Annotated in this window: 26 protein-coding genes and 1 tRNA gene; 22 read left to right on the top strand and 5 right to left on the bottom strand. The window is 46.4% G+C overall.

The annotated features are described in order from the left end of the window. Positions 1–23: 23 nt before the first annotated feature. The 3 genes from yaaA to dnaA form a co-directional block, all read right to left on the bottom strand. Positions 24–239, bottom strand: a complete 216-nt coding sequence (gene yaaA / locus CBW46_RS20545; protein ID WP_089201828.1) for a S4 domain-containing protein YaaA — start codon at positions 237–239, stop codon at positions 24–26. Between the two features lie 31 nt (positions 240–270). Continuing rightward, positions 271–1413 (bottom strand): DNA polymerase III subunit beta, encoded by a 1143-nt coding sequence (gene dnaN, locus CBW46_RS20540; protein ID WP_089201827.1) that lies wholly within the window; start codon positions 1411–1413, stop codon positions 271–273. A gap of 203 nt (positions 1414–1616) precedes the next feature. After that, positions 1617–2981, bottom strand: a complete 1365-nt coding sequence (dnaA, locus tag CBW46_RS20535) for a chromosomal replication initiator protein DnaA (RefSeq protein WP_089201826.1) — start codon at positions 2979–2981, stop codon at positions 1617–1619. Positions 2982–3480: 499 nt separating this feature from the next. Here dnaA and rpmH point away from each other — a divergent pair, with 499 nt between their 5' ends. The 12 genes from rpmH to CBW46_RS20475 all read left to right on the top strand — a co-directional run bounded on the left by rpmH (position 3481) and on the right by CBW46_RS20475 (position 14355). Continuing rightward, positions 3481–3615, top strand: coding sequence for a 50S ribosomal protein L34 (rpmH, locus tag CBW46_RS20530; RefSeq protein WP_089201825.1), 135 nt, complete (start codon positions 3481–3483; stop codon positions 3613–3615). 229 nt (positions 3616–3844) lie between these two features. Beyond that, the gene (gene rnpA, locus CBW46_RS20525; protein WP_089201824.1) at positions 3845–4189 is read left to right on the top strand and encodes a ribonuclease P protein component; all 345 of its coding nucleotides are present in this window, start codon (positions 3845–3847) and stop codon (positions 4187–4189) included. Positions 4190–4264: 75 nt separating this feature from the next. After that, positions 4265–4981 carry a membrane protein insertase YidC gene (gene yidC / locus CBW46_RS20520; protein ID WP_089201823.1) on the top strand — a complete coding sequence of 239 codons (717 nt, stop codon included), beginning with the start codon at positions 4265–4267 and terminating at the stop codon, positions 4979–4981. Positions 4982–4996: 15 nt separating this feature from the next. After that, positions 4997–5614 carry an RNA-binding cell elongation regulator Jag/EloR gene (gene jag / locus CBW46_RS20515; protein ID WP_089201822.1) on the top strand — a complete coding sequence of 206 codons (618 nt, stop codon included), beginning with the start codon at positions 4997–4999 and terminating at the stop codon, positions 5612–5614. Positions 5615–5702: 88 nt separating this feature from the next. Next, the gene (gene mnmE, locus CBW46_RS20510) at positions 5703–7079 is read left to right on the top strand and encodes a tRNA uridine-5-carboxymethylaminomethyl(34) synthesis GTPase MnmE (protein ID WP_089201821.1); all 1377 of its coding nucleotides are present in this window, start codon (positions 5703–5705) and stop codon (positions 7077–7079) included. A gap of 28 nt (positions 7080–7107) precedes the next feature. Beyond that, complete coding sequence (mnmG, locus tag CBW46_RS20505; RefSeq protein ID WP_089201820.1) at positions 7108–8994, top strand: tRNA uridine-5-carboxymethylaminomethyl(34) synthesis enzyme MnmG; 1887 nt, start codon at positions 7108–7110, stop codon at positions 8992–8994. 1 nt (position 8995) lies between these two features. Next, positions 8996–9721: a 16S rRNA (guanine(527)-N(7))-methyltransferase RsmG gene (rsmG, locus tag CBW46_RS20500; RefSeq protein WP_089201819.1), complete on the top strand. Its 726-nt coding sequence runs from the start codon at positions 8996–8998 to the stop codon at positions 9719–9721. Between the two features lie 208 nt (positions 9722–9929). Beyond that, the gene (gene noc / locus CBW46_RS20495; protein ID WP_089201818.1) at positions 9930–10745 is read left to right on the top strand and encodes a nucleoid occlusion protein; all 816 of its coding nucleotides are present in this window, start codon (positions 9930–9932) and stop codon (positions 10743–10745) included. Positions 10746–10911: 166 nt separating this feature from the next. After that, positions 10912–11670, top strand: coding sequence for a ParA family protein (locus CBW46_RS20490; protein ID WP_089201817.1), 759 nt, complete (start codon positions 10912–10914; stop codon positions 11668–11670). Continuing rightward, a complete protein-coding gene (locus CBW46_RS20485; protein ID WP_089201816.1) occupies positions 11667–12521 on the top strand; it encodes a ParB/RepB/Spo0J family partition protein in 855 nt (284 codons plus the stop codon). Before CBW46_RS20490 ends, CBW46_RS20485 begins: the two co-directional genes overlap by 4 nt. Positions 12522–12636: 115 nt before the next feature. Beyond that, positions 12637–13791: an aminotransferase class V-fold PLP-dependent enzyme gene (locus CBW46_RS20480; RefSeq protein ID WP_089201815.1), complete on the top strand. Its 1155-nt coding sequence runs from the start codon at positions 12637–12639 to the stop codon at positions 13789–13791. Positions 13792–13860: 69 nt separating this feature from the next. Beyond that, positions 13861–14355, top strand: coding sequence for a DUF4446 family protein (locus CBW46_RS20475; protein ID WP_089201814.1), 495 nt, complete (start codon positions 13861–13863; stop codon positions 14353–14355). Here the strand turns inward: CBW46_RS20475 and yyaC are convergent. Further along, a complete protein-coding gene (gene yyaC, locus CBW46_RS20470; RefSeq protein WP_089201813.1) occupies positions 14330–14947 on the bottom strand; it encodes a spore protease YyaC in 618 nt (205 codons plus the stop codon). The two genes, CBW46_RS20475 and yyaC, sit on opposite strands and share 26 nt — an antisense overlap. Positions 14948–15055: 108 nt before the next feature. Here yyaC and CBW46_RS20465 point away from each other — a divergent pair, with 108 nt between their 5' ends. The 4 genes from CBW46_RS20465 to CBW46_RS20450 all read left to right on the top strand — a co-directional run bounded on the left by CBW46_RS20465 (position 15056) and on the right by CBW46_RS20450 (position 16600). Beyond that, positions 15056–15298 (top strand): putative Se/S carrier protein, encoded by a 243-nt coding sequence (locus tag CBW46_RS20465; RefSeq protein ID WP_089201812.1) that lies wholly within the window; start codon positions 15056–15058, stop codon positions 15296–15298. Positions 15299–15310: 12 nt separating this feature from the next. Continuing rightward, positions 15311–16213: a mechanosensitive ion channel family protein gene (locus CBW46_RS20460; RefSeq protein ID WP_243633416.1), complete on the top strand. Its 903-nt coding sequence runs from the start codon at positions 15311–15313 to the stop codon at positions 16211–16213. Between the two features lie 12 nt (positions 16214–16225). Continuing rightward, positions 16226–16456 (top strand): DUF951 domain-containing protein, encoded by a 231-nt coding sequence (locus CBW46_RS20455; protein ID WP_089201811.1) that lies wholly within the window; start codon positions 16226–16228, stop codon positions 16454–16456. A gap of 53 nt (positions 16457–16509) precedes the next feature. Next, positions 16510–16600: transfer RNA gene (locus tag CBW46_RS20450), tRNA-Ser, on the top strand. Between the two features lie 287 nt (positions 16601–16887). Here the strand turns inward: CBW46_RS20450 and CBW46_RS20445 are convergent. Next, positions 16888–17145 (bottom strand): hypothetical protein, encoded by a 258-nt coding sequence (locus tag CBW46_RS20445; protein WP_243633415.1) that lies wholly within the window; start codon positions 17143–17145, stop codon positions 16888–16890. A gap of 684 nt (positions 17146–17829) precedes the next feature. On the opposite strand from CBW46_RS20445, the gene rpsF reads away from it, so the two are divergent. From rpsF to CBW46_RS20415, 6 genes are all read left to right on the top strand, one after another. Next, on the top strand, positions 17830–18114 hold the full coding sequence (gene rpsF, locus CBW46_RS20440; RefSeq protein WP_089201810.1) for a 30S ribosomal protein S6: 285 nt from the start codon (positions 17830–17832) through the stop codon (positions 18112–18114). Between the two features lie 43 nt (positions 18115–18157). Next, the gene (ssb, locus tag CBW46_RS20435) at positions 18158–18613 is read left to right on the top strand and encodes a single-stranded DNA-binding protein (RefSeq protein WP_089201809.1); all 456 of its coding nucleotides are present in this window, start codon (positions 18158–18160) and stop codon (positions 18611–18613) included. Positions 18614–18635: 22 nt separating this feature from the next. Continuing rightward, positions 18636–18923, top strand: a complete 288-nt coding sequence (gene rpsR / locus CBW46_RS20430; protein ID WP_089201808.1) for a 30S ribosomal protein S18 — start codon at positions 18636–18638, stop codon at positions 18921–18923. 335 nt (positions 18924–19258) lie between these two features. Beyond that, on the top strand, positions 19259–19675 hold the full coding sequence (locus CBW46_RS20425) for a CBS domain-containing protein (protein WP_089201807.1): 417 nt from the start codon (positions 19259–19261) through the stop codon (positions 19673–19675). 56 nt (positions 19676–19731) lie between these two features. Next, positions 19732–20034: a MazG-like family protein gene (locus CBW46_RS20420; RefSeq protein WP_089201806.1), complete on the top strand. Its 303-nt coding sequence runs from the start codon at positions 19732–19734 to the stop codon at positions 20032–20034. 2 nt (positions 20035–20036) lie between these two features. Further along, on the top strand, positions 20037–20966 hold the full coding sequence (locus CBW46_RS20415) for a DUF2232 domain-containing protein (RefSeq protein ID WP_089201805.1): 930 nt from the start codon (positions 20037–20039) through the stop codon (positions 20964–20966). Positions 20967–20976 lie beyond the last annotated feature (10 nt).

Below are 20976 nucleotides of genomic sequence, written 5' to 3'. Positions count from 1 at the left end.
GCGCCACAGCCGTGTCCAAGCGCTCAGCTGCGCACGACTTGGAACTCACCACAGCCTTCTACCTGTATCTTGTCGTTGTGAACAAGTTTTTTGCCCCGGCGGTTTTCCGGCTCCCCATTGACCAAAATTTTTGTCTCCTGCAGAAAGCTCTTAGCTTGTCCGCCCGTAGCTATACAATCGGCCAATTTGAGAAACTGCCCCAGTGTAATATAGTCGGTCTGAATGGTTATCGGCTTCATCGGTTCATTTGTTCTCCTTCATTTCATTGGTTTAGTTAGTCGTTCGATAAGGGAGAATCAGCTGTAAAAGATTCGATGATTCCTCGGGCCGGATAATGATCGGCTGCATTGCGCCGGTGAATCCTATATGAATAAATTCGCTGTCGATGACTTTGAGTGCATCCAGCATATATTTGGAATTGAACGAGATGCGGAGTAATTCACCGCTTAATCTGGACACGTCTAACTGCTCTGTCACTTTACCGAGCTCAGATGAACTAGATGAAATTTCGATCGTTTGATCCTCGCGCATGATCAGTTTGACGATGTTGGTTTTCTCCTCTTTGGAAAGCAAATAAGCCCGGTCGATTGCGTCAGCCAGTTGCTGTGCGTTCACGACCATCTCAGTTTGGTACGACTGCGGAATAAGCTTCGATGTGTCAGGATAAGTCCCATCTAAAATTCGTGTATAAAATAAAATCGAGCTCAATTTGAACAACACTTGATTGTCGGCAAATACGACTTCAATCAGCGCGTTTTGGTCCGGCAGGATTTTGGCCAGTTCATTTAAGGTTTTCCCGGATATGGAAATGTTACTCAACTGAAAACCGCCGTCTACTTCGATTTGTGTCTCCCGGCTGCCCAAACGGTGTCGATCACAGGCGGTAAATTTCAATATGCCGTCCTGAATCGTCCAAAGCACCCCGGTAAGGATTGGTGTGGATTCATTCGTCGAGACGGCAAATGAGGTTTGCTTAATCATTGTTTTCAAAACATCGCTGGGCAGCTGAATTTTTCTATTTTCTTCGATGCTAGGCAGTGTCGGATATTCCTCCGGGTCCAGGCCAACTAGTTGAATTTCAGAAGATCCGCTGCGAATGGTGGTATGAAAATGATCCTTGACCTCGATTTCAACCTGAGCGGCCGGCAGCTTGCGTATGATTTCAACGAAAAATTTGGATGACAGGACTACGCTGCCTGGCCGGTCAAGTTGAATGATATTCATGTCATTTTTTTCAACCGGGATGTAGCTTTGAATTGAAATGTCGGTGTCGCTAGCGGTCAGGGTCATTCCGTTGGCGTCGGCATCTATTTTAATCCCGCTCAAAATTGGGATGGTGGTTCGGTTAGAGATCGCTTTAGAGACGTGTTGAATAGATTCGTTCAAGTGGTCTTTCAATATAGTTAATTTCATACTGTCACTCCTAAGGTTTGAAGATGGTGGAGAGGTCCATGTTATCCCCTTATAATACTCTTTTTTTATTAGTAATAGTAGTAGGGGCGGTGGATATGTGGATATGTGCAGGAATGATACAAAACTAAAGCCTATCCACATGTGAATAGTTTGTGCATAGGCTCGCAGTTATTAACCTCAGCCGCTCATCTGCGCAGCCTGGACTACATCGTAACGTTTCTTACTTTTTCCATCAGATTTTGGATTACTTTATATAACTCCTGATCATTCTTTAACGCTACCGAAATTTTCTCATGCGCATGGATGACCGTGGTGTGGTCGCGGCCCCCAAACGCTTCTCCGATCTTCGGCAGAGAGAAGTCCGTCATTTCGCGCGCCAAATACATAGCAATCTGTCGCGGATAGGCAACCATCTTGGTCCGTTTCCGCGCTTTAAAGTCTTCCAGCTTCATTCCATAGAATTCGCCAACCTTCTGCTGAATGTCCTGAATGGTGATAACTTTCGGCCGGCTGCTGGGAATAATATCTTTTAACGCCTCCGCAGCAAGATGTGACGTAATATCCTGATTGATTAACGAAGAATAGGCCACCACACGAATCAGTGCGCCTTCGAGCTCACGAATGTTGGTATCAATCTGATTGGCTATGTACACCATGGCCTCATTCGGTACGTCCAGGTTTTCAGCCTTTGCCTTCTTGCGCAGTATCGCTATGCGTGTCTCCAGATCCGGCGGTTGAATATCGGTGATTAATCCCCACTCAAAACGCGATCTCAAACGTTCTTCCAACGTTGGAATCTCCTTCGGAGGCCGGTCACTGGATATGATGATCTGTTTGCGCTCCTCGTGCAGGGCGTTGAACGTATGGAAAAATTCTTCCTGGGTTTGTTCTTTTCCGGCGAGGAACTGAATATCATCGATTAGGAGTACATCAATATTCCGATACTTATTGCGAAAACTCTCGCCCCGGTTGTCACGTATCGCGTTGATAAACTCATTGGTAAACTTCTCGGATGAGATATAGAGCACACGAGCGCTAGGGTTGTTCTCCAACACATAATGGCCGATCGCATGCATCAAGTGTGTTTTCCCCAATCCTACGCCTCCGTATAAAAACAAGGGATTGTAGGCTTTTGCCGGCGCTTCAGCCACAGCTAGCGACGCCGCATGAGCGAAACGGTTTCCAGAACCTATGACAAATGTGTCAAACGTGTATTTGGGATTCATCATGTGGCTGAAGGTTTCTTCAGGTATGGCGACTGGCGCCTTGGCTGTTTCATTTGTGGGGGGGGAGGACGGTCCCGCGGCTTTCTCTTCTTCGGACTCAATGATGAATTTTATGTCAACGGATTTACCACTGTAGGCGAGGATCGTATCTTTAATGAGTTTCGTATAACGATTCTCAAGCCACTCACGGGCGAAGTTGTTCGGAGCGCATATCATTATTTTTTCTTCGTTGAAAACTACGGCCCTTGTGGACGTAAACCAGGTTTCATAGCTTGGTTTACTCAGCCTTGTCTGAATAATGGAAAGAACGTGCTGCCATTGCTCGTTCGGATGGCTCTCCACAATGTATTCACTCCTTTGAAAAGATAAGCAATGTGGCGTAAGCCAAATAAATGTTACATAAACACGATATATGTCGAAAACTATCCACACTATCAAGGAAATGTTGAAAATGATTTATTCAAGTAGCGGAAAATTGTTCACAAAGATATCCACAGGCTGTTGATAAAATGAACGATTTTGCGCCACTATCCACAGGATTAGCACTATTATGATATCAAAATGCACTATGTTTATCAATGCAATGTTTGTTTTTATCCACATCCTCTACAGGTTGTGTGTAAGTTTTATCAACAGCACTACATATTGTGCACAATATGTTATCAATTCGACAATGTCGTCATTTTTCTCTGTGTTTGTTATACACAGGTGAGTTTTTGGAGATCCCATCGTCTGAAGTGGCAAAAGTTTGTTAGTCTCTGAAGTTGACTTTTGACGTGTAAGATGATTTAATGTTAAGAGGTATTTTGGGAAAGGAATTTCCTCAAGGAGGTGCACATAGATGGGTCCTACGTTTAAACCGAATGTAAGAAAACGCAAGAAGGTACACGGCTTTCGTAAGAGAATGAGTACAAAGAATGGTCGTAAAGTACTCGCTGCTCGTCGTCTAAAAGGAAGAAAAGTATTGAGCGCTTAATACAAGAGGCCACTGAAGTGGTCTTTTTTGTTTATAATTATGCGTGCACCTCGCTTTTGGCTGCGCATGAGAAGAGAGCGATTCAAGTGTGGATCCAAAGCGCTCCGGACCAACCGCGTTTTTACTTCGAAATTACTCACGCCAATTTTCATATGTACTAAAAAAGTAGATTTTTGTATACGATAAATAAATACTGGTCGGGCTAATGATAGGATACGGTGAACAGGCTGTGGAAAAAAAGAATCGATTGACCAAAAGGGAATATTTCGACAGAGTGTATCGCGGCGGCAAGTCGGTGGCCAATCACCAATTTGTTCTCTATTCGCATGCCCGGCCGCAGCTGTCAACCTTTCGTTTAGGAATATCCGTGAGCAAGAAGCTTGGCAATGCCGTGGTACGAAACCGGATCCGACGCATGGTGAAAGAGATCATTAGATTGAATGCGGATCGAATTCCGACTGGTTACGACCTTATCTTGATCGCCAGAACACCCGCCGTGGGTATGGCGTATGCCGATATGGAAAAAAGCATTCTGCATGTGTTTAAAAGAGCCTCTCTATTGCGTCGAAAGTAGGGAGTTTTATTTCTTTTTTTCTAGAAGATATGGTATAGTTGTTTATTGGAAACGATAAATTAGGAGGATTGCATTTTGACCCGTCGACTAGCTAAATATTTGCCGATTATTTTCACTTTTTTGCTGCTCGCAGGCTGTGCCCCGGCAACAACGAAAATCGATCCTGAGAATGGGATATGGGACAAATATTTCGTTGGTCCACTGGCTGATATTCTTGACTGGTTTGCGGCGCTTCTTTGGGGTTCATACGGACTATCGATTTTGGTCGTGACCCTGATTATCCGAATTATTATTTTGCCGCTCACTTTAAAGCAATATAAAAGCTCTAAGCGGATGCAGGATTTACAACCGGAGCTTAAAAAGATAAAAGACAAATACAAGGACGACCCCAAGAAGCAACAGGAAGAAACAATGAGGCTGTTTCAAGCAAACGGTGTCAATCCTTTGGCCGGCTGCTTCCCTTTGCTGGTTCAGATGCCTATCCTGATCGCCTTGTACAGCGCGATTATGCGCAACCAAAATATCGCGGAGCATTCATTTTTGTGGATGGAGCTCGGTGAGAAAGACCCGTATTATATTTTGCCGCTGTTAGCTGCGGTGACGACATACTTCCAGCAAAAAATGATGTCCTCACAGATGAACCCGCAAATGCAAAACCTGATGTTCATTTTCCCGATATTGATTTTTGTTATGGCGATGAATTTCGCTGCAGCACTACCATTATATTGGGTGTTTAGTAACCTTTTCACGATTGTGCAGTCTTATTTTATTTATCGACCTCAAAAAAAATAAGGGTGGCCTGTCCAAATGAAAAAAATTGTGGTTACGGGGAAATCAATTGAGGAGGCCGTGAGCAACGGTCTTCGCCAATGGAATACCACGGAGGAACGGGTAAAAATACACGTGCTGGAACACCCCTCCAAAGGGCTGTTCGGTCTCATCGGCGTGAAGGAGGCAAAAGTTGAATTAGAGCTTCTGCCTGACGCTGAAGAGGAAGCCATCAATTTTTTACAGGACGTTTTTCAAACCATGAATTTGGCAGTGCGCGTGGAGAAGAAGGTTCAGAAGGACGGGGTGGAGCTCCATTTGTTTGGTTCGGAATTAGGCATGCTCATTGGCAGGCGGGGGCAGACGTTGGACGCGCTGCAATATCTGGTTAACATTGTCGCGAATCGTTACTCCAACACGCATGTTCGAATCGGATTAGACGCCGAGCACTTCCGTGAACGGCGGAAGAATACCTTAGAGGATTTAGCGTTACGATTGGCAGAACGAGTGAGTCGCACAAAAAAGGAAGTTGTACTCGAACCGATGTCGCCGGTTGAACGGAAAGTGATCCATGCGAAGCTGCAGGATCATCCCACGGTACGAACATTCAGCAGAGGCGAAGAGCCAAACCGAAGAATTGTAATCGTAAACAGGTAAATGTCGATGCAATGATGTCATGGTTGTTATGACTCATTGCATTTTTTCAATACAACTAGAGATTGTTTCTGAGAGGTGGTGGTAAATTATGATGGAAGATACTATTGCGGCGATTTCCACTCCGCTAGGTGAGGGAGGCATTGCAGTTATACGGATTAGCGGGGACGAGGCTGTCGCAGCTGCGGATCGCATCTTTTTTGGCAAATCTAAGTTAGCGGACGTTGCGAGCCATACCGTCCATTATGGTTTTGTTAAGGATCCGCGAACGTTGGAACGTGTGGACGAGGTATTGGTTACGATTATGAGGGCCCCTCGTTCGTTTACTACAGAGGATGTAGTGGAGATTAGCTGCCATGGCGGCTTTGTTTCTGTGAAAAAGGTGTTGGACTTGTTAATAGAGCAGCAGGTGAGATTGGCTGAACCAGGTGAATTCACGAAACGAGCGTATCTCAACGGCCGCATCGACCTGTCCCAAGCTGAGGCGGTCATCGATCTCATCCGGGCAAAGTCGGACAGAGCGCATACGGTGGCTCTCAAGCAGTCTGAGGGTAGTTTGTCCAAGCGGATTAAGCAACTGCGGCACGCTCTGGTCGAATTGATGGCGCACATCGAAGTAAACATTGATTACCCGGAACATGATGTAGAAGAGATGACGAACGCCTTTATTAAAAATAAATGCTCGGACGCAATGGCACAGATCGATGAATTGTTAAACTCAGCCCGGCAAGGTAAAATTCTGCGTGAAGGAATCGTGACGGCTATCGTAGGGAAGCCAAACGTTGGTAAGTCTTCTCTGTTGAACACGTTGGCACAAGAAAACAGGGCGATTGTCACCGATATACCAGGTACCACACGGGATGTCATCGAGGAGGTTGTTACGGTAAACGGGATACCCCTGAAATTGCTGGATACTGCGGGTATCCGTGAAACGTCAGACATCGTTGAGCAAATCGGGGTTGAAAAATCCAAGAGTGCCTTAGTCGAAGCGGACTTGATATTGCTTGTGTTCAACGGGGCGGAAACGTTGGAACCTGAAGAAGTGCAGCTAATTGAACAGCTGAAGGACAGACAAACCATCGTTATCGTTAATAAGTCGGACTTAGAGCAGCGCATTGACATGGATGTGTTGCGATCCCATTTTCCGGCGGAACGGATTGTGGCGATGTCATTGCTGGCACAGCAGGGCATCACTGACTTGGAAAAAGCTATTGCTAGCATTTTCTTCAGCGGTCAGGTAGAATCTAATGACTTGACGTATGTAAGTAATGTACGTCATATTTCATTGTTGAAAAAATCGAAAGCTGCATTAGAGGAAGCATACACAGCGACTGAGGACTTCGTTCCAATAGATATGGTTCAAATTGATATCAGAAATGCATGGGAGTATTTGGCCGAAATTATCGGAGATTCTGTCGGTGACTCGTTGATTGATCAAATTTTCTCCCAATTTTGTTTGGGTAAATAATATTTTATGAATTGAGGAGGTAGCGATCATGAGCTATACAGCAGGAGAATATGATGTGATCGTGGTCGGAGCCGGTCACGCAGGCGTTGAAGCTGCGTTGGCTTCAGCACGTATGGGCTGTGAAACGCTGATGATTACGATCAACTTGGATATGATTGCTTTTATGCCATGTAATCCGTCCATTGGTGGCCCTGCGAAAGGTCATGTCGTGCGTGAAATTGACGCGCTCGGCGGAGAAATGGGACGTAACATCGATAAGACTTATATCCAAATGCGTATGCTTAACACGGGGAAAGGCCCTGCTGTTCATGCGCTGCGAGCACAAGCTGATAAATTTTTGTATCAGCATACAATGAAACAAACGCTGGAGAATGAGCCGAAGCTCACTCTTCGACAAGGTTTGGTGGAAGAACTGATTGTGGAAGATGGCGTCATTAAAGGTGTTGTCACGAAAACAGGCGCTCGTTACATGGCGAAGGCCGTGGTGGTTACCACCGGGACTTACCTGCGCGGAAAAATCATCATGGGTGAATTGATGTATGAAAGCGGTCCTAACAACCAGCAGCCGGCAGTGAAGTTGTCGCAGTCCTTGCGTGATCTGGGGCTTGAGCTCGTACGGTTTAAAACAGGAACGCCGCCTCGTGTGCACAAAGATACCATCGATTTTAGCAAAACCGAAATTCAACCCGGTGATGAAAAGCCGAAGTTTTTCTCGTACGAGACGACTGACGCAATCCCGAATCAACTGCCTTGTTGGTTGACGTACACATCTGAGGAAACGCACAAAATTATCAATGATAACCTGCATCGTGCGCCGATGTTTTCTGGAGCGATCGAAGGCACCGGTCCGCGCTATTGTCCTTCGATTGAAGACAAGATCGTACGTTTTAGTGATAAGCCGAAACATCAAATCTTTTTGGAACCGGAAGGCCGCAATACATCTGAGTATTATGTGCAAGGTTTGTCGACCAGTATGCCTGAAGACGTGCAACTCGGAATCTTGCGTTCCGTTCCTGGTTTGGAAAAGGTTGAAATGATGCGAACAGGGTATGCTATTGAATATGATGCCGTGGTGCCGACTCAGTTGAAACCTTCGCTTGAAACGAAAGTGGTGGAAGGGCTGTTTACAGCTGGACAAATCAACGGTACGTCCGGGTATGAAGAAGCTGCAGGTCAAGGAATTATGGCGGGAATCAACGCCGCGAGAAAAGTATTGGGGGAAGAAGCACTTGTGCTGGACCGCTCACAAGCTTACATCGGAGTGTTGATCGATGATCTCGTGACAAAGGGGACAAATGAGCCTTACCGTTTGTTGACATCGCGTGCGGAATACCGGCTGCTTCTCAGACACGATAACGCCGATTTGCGTCTCACTCCAATCGGGCATGAGATCGGCTTGATCCAGGAACAGCGGTACGCGCGATTCTTAGACAAAGTTCGCCGTGTCGAAGAAGAAATTGAGCGTTTGAAAACAACGAAAGTAAAGCCGACCGAGGTAAAAGATATGCTCGCCGCGGTGGGTAGTGCAGAGGTTAACAATGCGGTCGATCTCATCTCGCTGCTGCGCCGTCCTGAAGTAACATACGCGCACATACATGCCATCTCTCCAGCACCAAACGAGCTGACTGAGGAAATGATGGAACAGGTGGAGATTCAAGTTAAGTATGCTGGCTACATCGAGAAACAGCTGGCACAAGTAGATCGTCTACGCAAGATGGAGAAAAAGAAGATTCCATATGATATCGTCTACGATGATGTGCATGGAATTGCTACCGAGGCGAAGCAGAAGCTAAGCAAAATCCGTCCAATCTCTATCGGCCAAGCGTCCCGTATCTCAGGCGTGACACCAGCGGATATTTCCATTCTGTTAGTTTACTTGGAACATTACAATAAAGTCGTGGCCGCACGAGGTTAGTATGGATCATATACAAGAACAGTTTGTTCAACAGCTAAGAAACTATAATGTTGCGCTATCTGAGTTGCAACTGGCACAGTTCGAAACATACTTCCAAGAACTTGTGCAATGGAATGAGAAGATGAATTTAACCGGCATAACAGAGAGAGAGCAAGTCTACGTGAAGCATTTTTACGACTCGCTCTCCATCTCTTTTTTTATTGCTATGCACAACATTGACACGATGGCGGACATCGGTTCAGGCGCTGGCTTTCCTAGCATTCCGTTGAAAATAGCTTTTCCTCATTTGAGAGTGACCATAGTAGATTCGTTAAACAAAAGAATTCAGTTTTTAAAGCATGTGGTGAGCGAAGTGGGCCTCGAAGGTGTGAATTGTGTTCACGGGAGGGCGGAGGATGTTGCCCGATTATCTGAGCATCGTGATCATTATGATTTAGTCACAGCACGAGCGGTGGCAAGACTAGCTGTGCTCGGCGAATTCTGTTTACCTTTTACCCAAGCCGGAGGACGGTTTGTTGCTATGAAAGGCAACGAAATCGAGGAGGAACTAAGAGAAGCTGCTCATAGCTTGAAGGAATTAAAGGGAAAATACGAGACTACATATCGATTCCAACTGCCGGATGTGGAGCAGTCAACCAGGCACCTGGTGGTAATCTCAAAGCAAGGTCGAACTCCGTCCAAGTATCCGAGAAAAGCAGGCACGCCGGTGAAATCTCCTCTGGTTTAATTGTTTCACGTGGAACAATTTAGTGCAATACGCCTCCACGTGCATGGTCTCTATTCGCATAGGGCATTAGTTTTAGCGCGTGCAATAAAAGTGTGAATAATAATTAACATTCAAGACAGATAGCCTTGCAGGAAATTGAACGCCTCTATAGAATTATAATTAAATAGAAAGAAATTTTACTTACCGTAGAAGATCGGGTGGTAGATTGATGAAGGAACAGATCTCGAAACTATTTGGGTTCGTGGAAAAAACATCCTCGGATGAAATCAAAAACATCTCTATCGATGATATTATTCCAAGCCCTTATCAACCCAGGACGATTTTTGATGATGAGCGCATTGAAGAACTGTGTCAAACCATCAAAACGCATGGCGTGATACAGCCGATAGTTGTTCGGGTCAGAAACAACATGTTTGAGTTGATCGCCGGCGAACGTAGATGGAGGGCCGTCAAAAAACTCGGCCTCGATACGATACCGGCCATTATTCGTGATTTCAACGACTCCCAAGCGGCCTCAATCGCATTAATTGAGAATCTGCAGCGGGAAGGGTTAACCGCCATTGAGGAAGCCATTGCCTATCAACAATTAATAGATCTACATAATCTTACTCAGGAAAGTTTGGCGCAACGATTGGGCAAGAGCCAATCGACAATTGCGAACAAAATTCGGTTGATTCATTTAAGTGAACCTGTAAAACTAGCTTTGATGGACCGGAAAATCACAGAAAGACATGCGCGCGCATTGTTGGCGTTGGATCAAGAAGAATTACAAGTTAAAGTATTAGAGGATATTATCTCGAAGGAACTGAATGTAAAACAGACGGAGGCTAGGATTCAGTTTCTGAAAGAAGCGGTGAAAATCAAAAAGTCCAAGCGTGTGTCTTTCTCCAAGGATGTGCGTTTGGCGTTGAATACAATCAGGCAGTCCGTGGAGATGGTGACATCTTCAGGTTTACAAATCAATACATCGGAACAGGATTACGCCGATCATTATGAGATCGTAATCAAGATACCAAAAAACTAACAAATGTAGTATGATAGAGAAAAACCACATCCGCATAGCCATGAATTCAGCTCCGTGAAAGGAGCTTTTCTTGACCCTTCGAGTGCTAAGGTCAGCGGGTAGATATTGATGCTAGCTAATCACTTCTGAGGTCGCTATAAGTATGTTTATTGAGGTGAAATGAATATTGTCTAAGATCATTGCAATTACGAATCAAAAGGGCGGTGTCGGTAAGACGACAACATCCGTCAACTTAGGTGCATCTCTGGCAGCTCTAGGCAAAAAGGTGTTGCTAGTTGATATTGATCCCCAGGGAAATACGACCAGCGGCGTGGGGGTGAACAAGGCTGATGTAGTGTACTGCATATACGATGTGCTTATCAATGATATACATCCGAAGGATGCGATGGTTGAGACCGCGATCCCGAACTTAAAGATTATACCTGCCACCATTCAATTGGCTGGTGCGGAAATAGAGCTGGTACCAACGATTTCTCGTGAAGTGAGATTGAAGAAGTCGCTGCAATTAGTCAAACATTTATTTGACTATATTCTGATAGATTGCCCGCCGTCATTGGGTATTTTGACTGTGAATTCCCTCACTGCATCAGATTCGGTTATCATTCCCATCCAATGTGAATATTATGCTTTAGAGGGTTTGAGCCAGCTATTGAATACGGTACGACTAGTGCAAAAACACTTGAACACCACGCTGCAAATCGAGGGTGTGCTGTTAACGATGTTTGATGCCAGGACGAATCTTGGTATGCAAGTGATCGAAGAAGTGAAGAAGTATTTTCAACAAAAAGTGTACCAAACGATTATCCCGCGTAACGTGAGATTGAGTGAAGCTCCCAGTCACGGCCAATCGATTGTCACCTACGACCCGAGATCAAAGGGAGCGGAAGTGTACATGGAGCTCGCGAAGGAAGTGATGGCAATATGAGTAAACGACTAGGTAAAGGCTTGGATGCGTTGCTGCCGGCACTCAGCATCAATGAGGACGACAAGGTGGTCGAAATCCCACTTTCGCAGCTGAGACCGAACCCTTATCAACCGAGACGGACATTCAATGACGACTCCATCAATGAACTAGCTGCTTCTATACAACAGCACGGCATTATTCAACCGATCATTGTGAGAACCGTGTTGAAGGGTTATGAAATTATAGCTGGCGAGCGCCGTTATAGAGCATCACAAGTGTGTGGCATGGCTACGATTTCCGCTGTTGTGAAAAAACTATCGGATCAACAAGTAATGGAGATCGCCTTAATTGAGAATGTACAACGCGAAGATCTTAACGCCATGGAGATCGCGGTGGCATATCAAGCCCTAATTGATCAATTCTCTTTGACTCAGGAAGAACTGTCGGCGAAGGTAGGTAAGAGTCGATCCCACATCGCCAATTTTTTGCGGTTATTGAATTTGCCTGAAGACGTTAAGCAATATGTTTCACGTGGAACATTGTCGATGGGACACGCGAAAGCGATAATTGGCTTAAAGGATCCTAAATCAATTAAGGCGTTAGCCGAACTGGCGATTAAAGAGCAATGGAGCGTACGGGAGCTCGAAGAGGAAGTAAAGAAACTTGAGGATAAGACCGATCAAAAAAAGCCGGTGTTGAAATCCAAAAAGAAGGATCCATATATCAATCAGCTGGAAGAAAGTCTGCGGGAAGTATACAGAACTACCGTGAAAATAAAACACAGCAATAACAAAGGGAAGATTGAGCTTCTTTATTATTCAAAAGATGATTTGGATCGTCTACTGGAATTGCTGCAGGGAAAAATCTCTTAACTTTACGATAGCTCGGAAAGAAGGAAAAACGCTGATAGTTAAAATGTAGCATACCTGATTATTGCCTTTCTTAAGGCAGACCAGGTATGCTACTTTTCGTGGAGGAGGGAAAATGATGGAGACAGCGTACTTTGACCATGCAGCCTCGTCTTGGCCGAAACCGCCAGAGGTTGTATCTGCGATGCAGGATGTGATGCTGCATTATGCTGCAAATCCGGGGAGGGGAAGCCATCGGATGGCTGTGCAGGCCAGCCGAACGTTATTTGAAGCGCGAAGAAATTTGGCTAAGTTGTTTCGGATTAAAAACCCGAATGACATTTCCTTTACGTTAAACACGACTATGGCGTTGAATCAGGCGATCCTGGGATTTGTTAAGCCCGGGGACCATGTCGTCTGCACAGCTGTTGAACACAATTCTGTGAGACGTCCACTTGAGTTTCTCAAACAAACTAGGGGCATACACATAACTTATGTTGCCACTGATTCAACTGGCGCACTTACCGTGGATGAAGTCAGAGATGCGATAAGGCCTGAAACGACTCTTATGGTGTGCTCACACAGCTCAAATCTGTTGGGCAGCATTCTGCCGGTGGCAGAGCTCGGTCAGCTCTGCAGGGACAGGAAAATACGTCTACTGGTGGACGCCGCTCAAACTGCCGGCACATTAGAGGTCGATGTGGTACAAATGGGAATCGATATGCTTGCATTTCCTGGACACAAGGGGCTGTTGGGGCCGCAGGGAACGGGAGGTTTGTACGTGGCGCCAGATCTCGAGCTGACACCGCTGCTTTATGGAGGGACAGGAAGTCAATCGGAAGCGATAGAGCAGCCCACAGTCCGGCCTGATCGATATGAGTCGGGTACTCAGAACACGGTGGGTATTGCCGGCCTCAACGAAGGCGTTAAGTTTGTTCTTCACGAAACCGTGGAACAAATTCACAAAAGAGAATGGAATCATACGCAAAGAATTATGGATGCGCTGATGTCTACCAACGGTGTAACTGTGCTTGGGCCACAACTCGGGCGGGATAAAACCGGTATCGTGTCATTTAACGTCCATCAAGCCGATTCTTCTGAGGTTGCCTTCATATTGGATCAATCTTTTCAAATAGCGGTAAGAGCCGGGTACCATTGTACCCCATTAGCCCACGCAACGGCGGGCACTATGGATCGTGGTGCTGTACGGGCGAGCGTTGGTTATTACACTTCCGACGAAGAGGTGGACCGGTTGATCACAGCTGTTCGGGAAATCGCCAAACATTTGGGATAGGGCTCCGGGCTAGCAAGAAGCGCCACAGTGTAATAATCGCAGAGCAAAGAAAACAGGGGGTACGGAGAGTTGGAGGGCATACTAGAGTTGTTAGATATCCGATTGTTATTGCTTGGAACAACGGCGATTATGGTGATTGTTTTGGTTGTATTGTTCATTGTATGGGGTAAGCTGAATAAACTGAGAAGACAGTATACGGTGATGATGAATGGTAACGGGAATATGAATATAGAGGACGCGCTCATTGAAATCCAGGAAAGAACGGCCTCCTTGGATGAAAAAACGAATCAGGCGTTAGTACAGGTGCGTGCTTTTGCAGAGCGATTGCAGCACATGAAGTCCCACGTGGGGATTCACAGGTACAATGCCTTCGCCGGTAGCGGCAGCGACCTGAGCTTCTCGCTGGCTTTTATTGACGATAATCGGGATGGCATTGTCATAACAGGCATTCACAATCGCGATGAAACGTATGTCTATGCGAAACCTTTGTTGCGTGGAGAGTCTACATACACACTTTCACCTGAGGAGAAAGAAGCTATCAATCAATGTTTGCAAAAGAAGTAGATGCAGCTCTGCGCTGCAAGGTACTGATTGCTACATAAAACGCTCGTGCTATCACTTCAGCCATATTGATGACCAAGCTCAGCCGTGTGTTTTGCAGTACGAAGTATTCCATGAAACCTCCCACATTCACTATGCCTGTGATGTGAATGTCCCCGACAGGTGGAAGCTCTTTATTCACACCGGCGCCGGGTCTCACCGGCCCGCTGCCTATTTGAATGCAGCCAACGCTTGTCAGCTGGCCGAGGCATGCGTCCACTGCAACAATAAATGGGTTCTTATAAGTGTCATTAATTATGGTGATCGTTTCTTTAAGATTCATGGCATGTACCGGGTTGTCCAATGTGCCGTATAAATTTAATGAATCCAAGCTGTATTTTTTGAGATGGGAGCCAACGAGAGGCCCAAGGGCGTCGCCGGTGGAGCGGTCGGTGCCGACGCAAACGATGATTATCGGTCGGTCGTTGTTAATGCAGCCCAATATTTTCAGGAGCCTATCGGCCAGTAAACCAACAATGTTGTTGTCGGTATGAGGAACCTTCAAAGCTTCGAAATCTCTCGTGTTTTTTGCGTCTCTTTGAAAGGAAAGATTCATATAATTGCCCCCGTATACTTAATGTGCTAAAAACAATTTCTACTAGTATACGGAAACAAAGGTTGATTTATACGTGAACTTTCAAATATAAGAGGGGGCTTGGGCGGCATGCTGTTAATGGCATTTGACTCCACACAACAGGCGATCAGGGCTGAAATGCTACTCGATTATGCAGAAATTGAGAATGATATCTGCCCGACACCGAAAGAGGTGACTGCAGGCTGTGCGCTCTCGCTTCAATTTCCCAGAGAAGATTATGAACGTGTGAAAGAAATCGTGGCAGAAGAAAAAATAGAGATCCGGGGCATATATTTCAAAAAGGACAACGAATATGTTACGATGGAAGCGTAAGGTGGTCACAACATGGATAGCAGCTGGGAAACTTTAATTTTAGGGGAAAAGGTAGACATGGAATCAATCTCAATGGCTTGGGCTCAAATGCAGCAAAGCATCGTGGATTATTTTTCAGATCCGGCGGTATGGAGCAATTATTTGTTTACAGCAATAAAGGTTATTCTGATTTTTTTGGCCGCGCGTCTTATTATTAAGGCAGGCACTAAGGCGTTAGACCATGTGCTGGTGTCCCGACAAAAAGGCAGATTGCAGCTGGATGTTCGCCGCACGACAACGATAGGTAAATTATTAGGAAATATTATGTCCTATGTGGTAAACTTCATCATGATTTTGATGATCCTGAACCAATTCGGTATCCGACTGGAGCCGATTTTAGCGGGAGCAGGTGTTGTCGGTCTTGCCATTGGTTTTGGAGCACAGAGCTTGGTGAAGGATGTTATCACGGGCTTTTTCATTATATTTGAAGATCAATTTGCGGTAGGAGACGTTGTTCAGATAGGGACGTTCAAAGGAACCGTAGAAGAAATAGGGCTGCGAGTGACTAAGCTGAAAAGCTGGACAGGGGAAGTGCATTTCATTCCGAACGGTACGATCGCGCAGGTCACGAATTTCTCTCTCAACAACTCGATAGCCATCGTGGATGTCAACATAGCGTACGAGTCCGATATTGATGAGGCGATGGAAATTTTACGTGAGACCGTGATGCGAATCTATGAAACCAACGTCAGCATGGTGAAGCCGCCTGAGGTTTTGGGTGTGCAGACGCTAGGGACATCCGAGATAACGATCAGGACGATCGTCGAGTGCCAGCCCAATACACAAGCAGCCGTGACCCGGGAATTATACGCTGAGGTCAAAAAGGCACTGGATGCACGCAGTATCGAAGGCGTAAAACTGGCTGAGAACAGATAGGGGAGGATAGGCATGGAACGGAAGCAGTATCAGTTAGGTGATATTGTGCAGATGAAAAAACCTCATCCCTGTGGCACTAATGAGATGGAAATCATCAGGCTGGGGATGGATATTCGGATTAAGTGTGTTGGTTGTAAGCACAGCGTATTAGTGCCGAGAGCGAAGTTTGAGAGCAAATTGAAGAAGGTGCTGCGTTCTAATCCGGAGGCAAACACAGCGAACCAAAATTCGGCATTAGAATAGGGTTGCCTAACACGCTCGGCTGTGTTATAGTATTTCTTGTCCCTTTTTTATGCGGAAAGGTACCCAAGAGGCCCAAGGGGGCTGACTCGAAATCAGCTAGGCGGCGCAAGCCGTGCGTGGGTTCGAATCCCACTCTTTCCGCCACGTACATACGAATTTTCACATACGGGTTAAATAGACAGGGCTACCAATCTACTTCGAATGCGTTTGATAAAAATTTCTGCTATGCAGGCGGCCAGTAGACCCGACCAATCAAAAATACACCTCCGATTGCGGATGCCGCATTCGGAGGTGTTTTATTATGGTGCGTCCGGCAAACGCAGTTGGAAGCGGAAGCCACTGCACGTACGCACATAGTGCTGTGCTGCCCGCGTACAATGAGCTAATTTAACGCGCAATTTCATTACTTTGGGCTAAGAGCAGAGCAGCCCTTAACTGGCGCGTGTGTTCCGGGCCGCGGAATAACGGTCAATGATGTACCCGATCAGTGCCCAAACTAACGTAGTCAGGATATATAGAACGACCGGATGGGGGTAGCTATCGTCAATCAAAGGAATGAACCAAGCGGGAATGCTTAAAGCGAAAAACAGCAGATATATCGCTTCCAGTTCATGACCGACATAATGTGCGACAGACAGAAAGGCAGCGATTAGGGCGAAAATGATGGTACACGTGTATCGCATTCGCATAGGATGAACTCCTTTTTGCATAATTTCAAGGCGTGCAAGTTCGTTTAGTTTAGCCTGGTGGCGGAGCGGATATGCTTATGGCGTGTGTGGCGTTGTCTATCGCGCATCATCGAAGCGGTGGTGCGCAAGAAAACAAAAGCTGCGCGATGCCGGTGGAGGTCATCCCAGGCGTTGTCTATCGTGCATCAGCCAAGCGGTGGTGCAGAGCGATAACAGCTGTACGATGGCGGTGGAGGTCATCCCAGGCGTTATCTATCGTGCATCAGCCAAGCGGTGGTGCAAGCGAAAATAACACCGACCCGGCACGGTAGGGTCATGGCGGTGATGGCGGCGATGGCGCCGATCGCGGGCTCGGTGCGCAGCCATGGTGGTCATGGTGTTGGTGTTGAGAGAGAACACTGGCACGCGAGGTCAAGCCGGTGCTACAACAGAGGCACCGACTGTGCCGGTGACCGTAGCCTGTCTCCCCCTGTCCAGGGCGAAGCCGCGGTAGCAAGCACTGCAGGACTGAATTACCAGGTACCAGTATTAGACACTTGCATGAGAAAAAAACTTGTTATTGTTCTTCCATTTTGATATAGTATTATGGTGCGAGTTTTGGAGAACCAAGTATTACTCGCTCCTTGCTCCGAGCGGCGGTATAGCTGCGTAGTGGAGCCGTTTAGTCCAAAAGGAGGTGAAACCATGCGCAAATATGAAGTTATGTACATCATTCGTCCGGACATCGAGCAAGAAGCTGTCCAAGCTACGGTTGAGAAATTTCAAAACATCATCAACAATGGTGGAGAAATTACAAAACATGACGTGATGGGTAAGCGCCGTCTTGCGTATGAGATCAACAAGTTCCGCGATGGTCATTATGTGTTGGTAAACTTCGACGCTAATAATGATGTAGTTGCTGAGCTTGACCGTGTGATGAAGATTTCCGACGAAATCATTCGTTACATGATCGTCAAAGACGTGGCTTAAGGCATCCGAAGTGCTGTAATTGACATGCTGGGAGGGTTTAAGATTGTTAAATCGTGTCATACTCATCGGCAGACTCACTCGTGATCCCGAATTGCGCTATACTCCGTCAGGCGTTGCCGTGACTACGTTTACGTTAGCTGTAGATCGGCCTTTTACGAACCAGCAGCGGGAACGGGAAGCGGACTTTATTAATATTGTTACATGGCGGCAGCTTGCTGAAACGTGTGCCAATTATTTGCGTAAAGGCCGTTTGACTGCAGTAGAAGGCAGAATTCAAGTGCGTAACTATGATAACAACGAAGGTCGCCGGGTGTATGTGACTGAAGTTGTTGCGGATAACGTGCGCTTCTTGGAATCTCCGAACAGCGGTGCAAATCGTGACGACGGAATGGGTGGCGGCGGTAGACAAGAACGCAACAGCGGACTACGTGACAATCAAGATCCATTCCAGGATGATGGGAAACCGATTGATATTTCTGATGATGATTTGCCATTTTAACGTAGAAAGGACGTGAGCATCGATGGGTTTTCAAAGACGGGAAAACAGCGGCGAAGAGCGCAGCGAGCGCAAATTCGGCGGCCGTAAAGGCGGTAAAGGCGGAAAACGCCGTAAAGTATGTTATTTCACTGTGAACAAAATCACTCACATTGACTATAAAGACATCGATACCCTGAAGAAGTTCATCAGCGAGCGCGGCAAGATTCTTCCTCGCCGTGTGACCGGAACTTCTGCTAAGTACCAACGTGCACTGACAATCGCAATCAAACGCGCTCGTCAGATCGCATTGCTGCCTTACACAACTGAATAATTGTCGTGAGCAGCGAGAGGAGACAGTTTGGAGATCAATCCAAACTGTCTCTTTTTACTTGTCAGTTAGAAGCGAGGCGTTGGGAATTGTAGCGCGACATGACATTGTTCCGCCCGGAGCACGGCTGGATAGACACGCACGGACGGGATAAGCATGATACAGAGGCCATAAGATCATACAGGTTGAGGTGGTTCCGTATGGCAGATGAAGTGGTCGACGTTATTTGTTAAAATAGTAGAGGTGTGTGTGTCGTATATCCTCCCGGGTCATCATAGTGTATTATGAAGCAGGGAAAAGAAAATCCGCAAGTCAGATAGCTAGAAAGGGTGGCATCAGTGAATATCGCTTTTTTTCTCGTTCCCAAAGACGAGGTTGTATATTTATCCCCGGAATCGACGATGCGCCAGGCGCTGGAACGTATGGAGTATCACCGTTACTCCGCCGTGCCCCTCATTGACGACAATGGGAAATACGCAGGTACGATCACTGAAGGTGACTTGTTATGGAAGCTAAAACATTCCCCCGCTATCGGCTTCGAAAATGCACATAAGGTTTATCTCAAGGATGTGGCTCAGCATATGACGATAAAGCCAGTGCGCATAGATCAGCAGATGCAGGATTTGATAACTTTGGCAACTAATCAGAACTTTGTACCGGTAGTGGATGACAACGATGTGTTCATTGGCATCATCCGCAGAAGGGAGATCATCGATTACTGCTTCAAGCTATGGCTCGCCGAACAAAAGGCATAATATTGTGGTATAATTGACTAAAGTCTCGATTGGGGAAGAGGGGCGGCAAGTCAGGCATGGAAAAAGACATAGATTTAGCTAAGCGTGCTAAAATCATTGAGTGGTTAAAAACAGAGCTCGTAGATCAAATGGCACACCTCCTGAAGGGTATATGGGAGGGCAGCCAGATTAAGATCATCGACGGTCTAGCAAGTCTTGTAGCGTGCTGTTATATACTTGGCAGACGGCTAAACATCTCCTATCGCAGTTTAGATGAAGCGGTTTTGGAAAAAATGAAGAGGCATAGAGCTGAAGGACATCAACTGGAAGAATGGTACGGCGACATATCCGCTTTGGAAGAACATTTGCGTAAGAGGTGAACGTGTTGGGGAAAGGTTTGGCAAAGGGACTGGGCTGGAGCGTAATCACGGTTATACTGCTCCTGTCAGTGATCACACCGCTCAATATAATCACAATGAATTTATTGATGGTGCCTGTATTAATACAGTTTGTGCGGTACGACGTAAAGCGGTTTTTGCTCGTTTATGGAATCAGCTTGGCAGCAGTGTATGTGCTGACCTCGATGCTGATGATCGGCTGGGTAGGTCTGCTGTTGATCTCGGTCTCATTATTTTTACTGCCGCCCGTCATTCAAATGGGAAATTTGTACAGGAGGCGGGCCGCGGCACGAACGGTTGTTACGGTCGGAACACTGACACTGCTCGCCGAAATGCTGCTTAGCATATTGGTGGCTTACATGTTCGGATTTAATCTCATTGCGAAAATGAGGCAATTCATGTTGGAAAGCTTGAACACGCTGCCGGACCAACTGAAAGGTCTGCTTGCGATGGACCCGGCGGATGTGGTTCGCGTCATAAGCCAGATGCTTCCGATGATGATGATCGGATTTTCCATCGTGCTTGTCGTAATCACACACTGGATATCAAGACGGATTCTAAACCGTGGCGGTGCGGATATTCCGGGATTTAAGCCGGTCCATGAATGGAGGCTGCCGCGATCGTTTCTATGGTACTACATGATCGCACTGCTCATGGAGCTGTTCGTGCAGGATCCGGACTCAGGCGTGTATATGGTGCTATTGAATTTACTTCCGCTGTTGACAATGGCTTTCGCTGTACAGGCGATTGCATTTTTATTTTTCGTGGCTCATGCAAATCGTTGGAATCGGCTGCTGCCGGTTACGGGAATCGTGCTGTTGGTGCTCTTTTTTCCGCTTACGTACTTCTTGTTTAGTTTGCTCGGCGTCTTTGACGTAGCGTTCCCGATCCGTGAGCGGATGGCCCGAAAATAATGAATGGATT

The sequence above is a fragment of the Paenibacillus xerothermodurans genome, assembly GCF_002220865.2.
Lineage (GTDB): Bacteria > Bacillota > Bacilli > Paenibacillales > NBRC-103111 > Paenibacillus_S > Paenibacillus_S xerothermodurans.
The sequence above is the reverse complement of the archived record's forward strand: the minus strand, read 5'-3'. Positions and strand labels throughout refer to the sequence as shown.

Coding starts and splice junctions, on each gene's coding strand:
- yaaA (WP_089201828.1), bottom strand. CDS start 239: ATGAAGCCGATAACCATTCAGACCGACTATATTACACTGGGGCAGTTT.
- dnaN (WP_089201827.1), bottom strand. CDS start 1,413: ATGAAATTAACTATATTGAAAGACCACTTGAACGAATCTATTCAACAC.
- rpmH (WP_089201825.1), top strand. CDS start 3,481: ATGGGTCCTACGTTTAAACCGAATGTAAGAAAACGCAAGAAGGTACAC.
- jag (WP_089201822.1), top strand. CDS start 4,997: ATGAAAAAAATTGTGGTTACGGGGAAATCAATTGAGGAGGCCGTGAGC.
- mnmE (WP_089201821.1), top strand. CDS start 5,703: ATGATGGAAGATACTATTGCGGCGATTTCCACTCCGCTAGGTGAGGGA.
- mnmG (WP_089201820.1), top strand. CDS start 7,108: ATGAGCTATACAGCAGGAGAATATGATGTGATCGTGGTCGGAGCCGGT.
- rsmG (WP_089201819.1), top strand. CDS start 8,996: ATGGATCATATACAAGAACAGTTTGTTCAACAGCTAAGAAACTATAAT.
- noc (WP_089201818.1), top strand. CDS start 9,930: ATGAAGGAACAGATCTCGAAACTATTTGGGTTCGTGGAAAAAACATCC.
- CBW46_RS20485 (WP_089201816.1), top strand. CDS start 11,667: ATGAGTAAACGACTAGGTAAAGGCTTGGATGCGTTGCTGCCGGCACTC.
- CBW46_RS20480 (WP_089201815.1), top strand. CDS start 12,637: ATGGAGACAGCGTACTTTGACCATGCAGCCTCGTCTTGGCCGAAACCG.
- yyaC (WP_089201813.1), bottom strand. CDS start 14,947: ATGAATCTTTCCTTTCAAAGAGACGCAAAAAACACGAGAGATTTCGAA.
- CBW46_RS20465 (WP_089201812.1), top strand. CDS start 15,056: ATGCTGTTAATGGCATTTGACTCCACACAACAGGCGATCAGGGCTGAA.
- CBW46_RS20460 (WP_243633416.1), top strand. CDS start 15,311: ATGGATAGCAGCTGGGAAACTTTAATTTTAGGGGAAAAGGTAGACATG.
- CBW46_RS20455 (WP_089201811.1), top strand. CDS start 16,226: ATGGAACGGAAGCAGTATCAGTTAGGTGATATTGTGCAGATGAAAAAA.
- CBW46_RS20445 (WP_243633415.1), bottom strand. CDS start 17,145: ATGCGAATGCGATACACGTGTACCATCATTTTCGCCCTAATCGCTGCC.
- rpsF (WP_089201810.1), top strand. CDS start 17,830: ATGCGCAAATATGAAGTTATGTACATCATTCGTCCGGACATCGAGCAA.
- rpsR (WP_089201808.1), top strand. CDS start 18,636: ATGGGTTTTCAAAGACGGGAAAACAGCGGCGAAGAGCGCAGCGAGCGC.
- CBW46_RS20420 (WP_089201806.1), top strand. CDS start 19,732: ATGGAAAAAGACATAGATTTAGCTAAGCGTGCTAAAATCATTGAGTGG.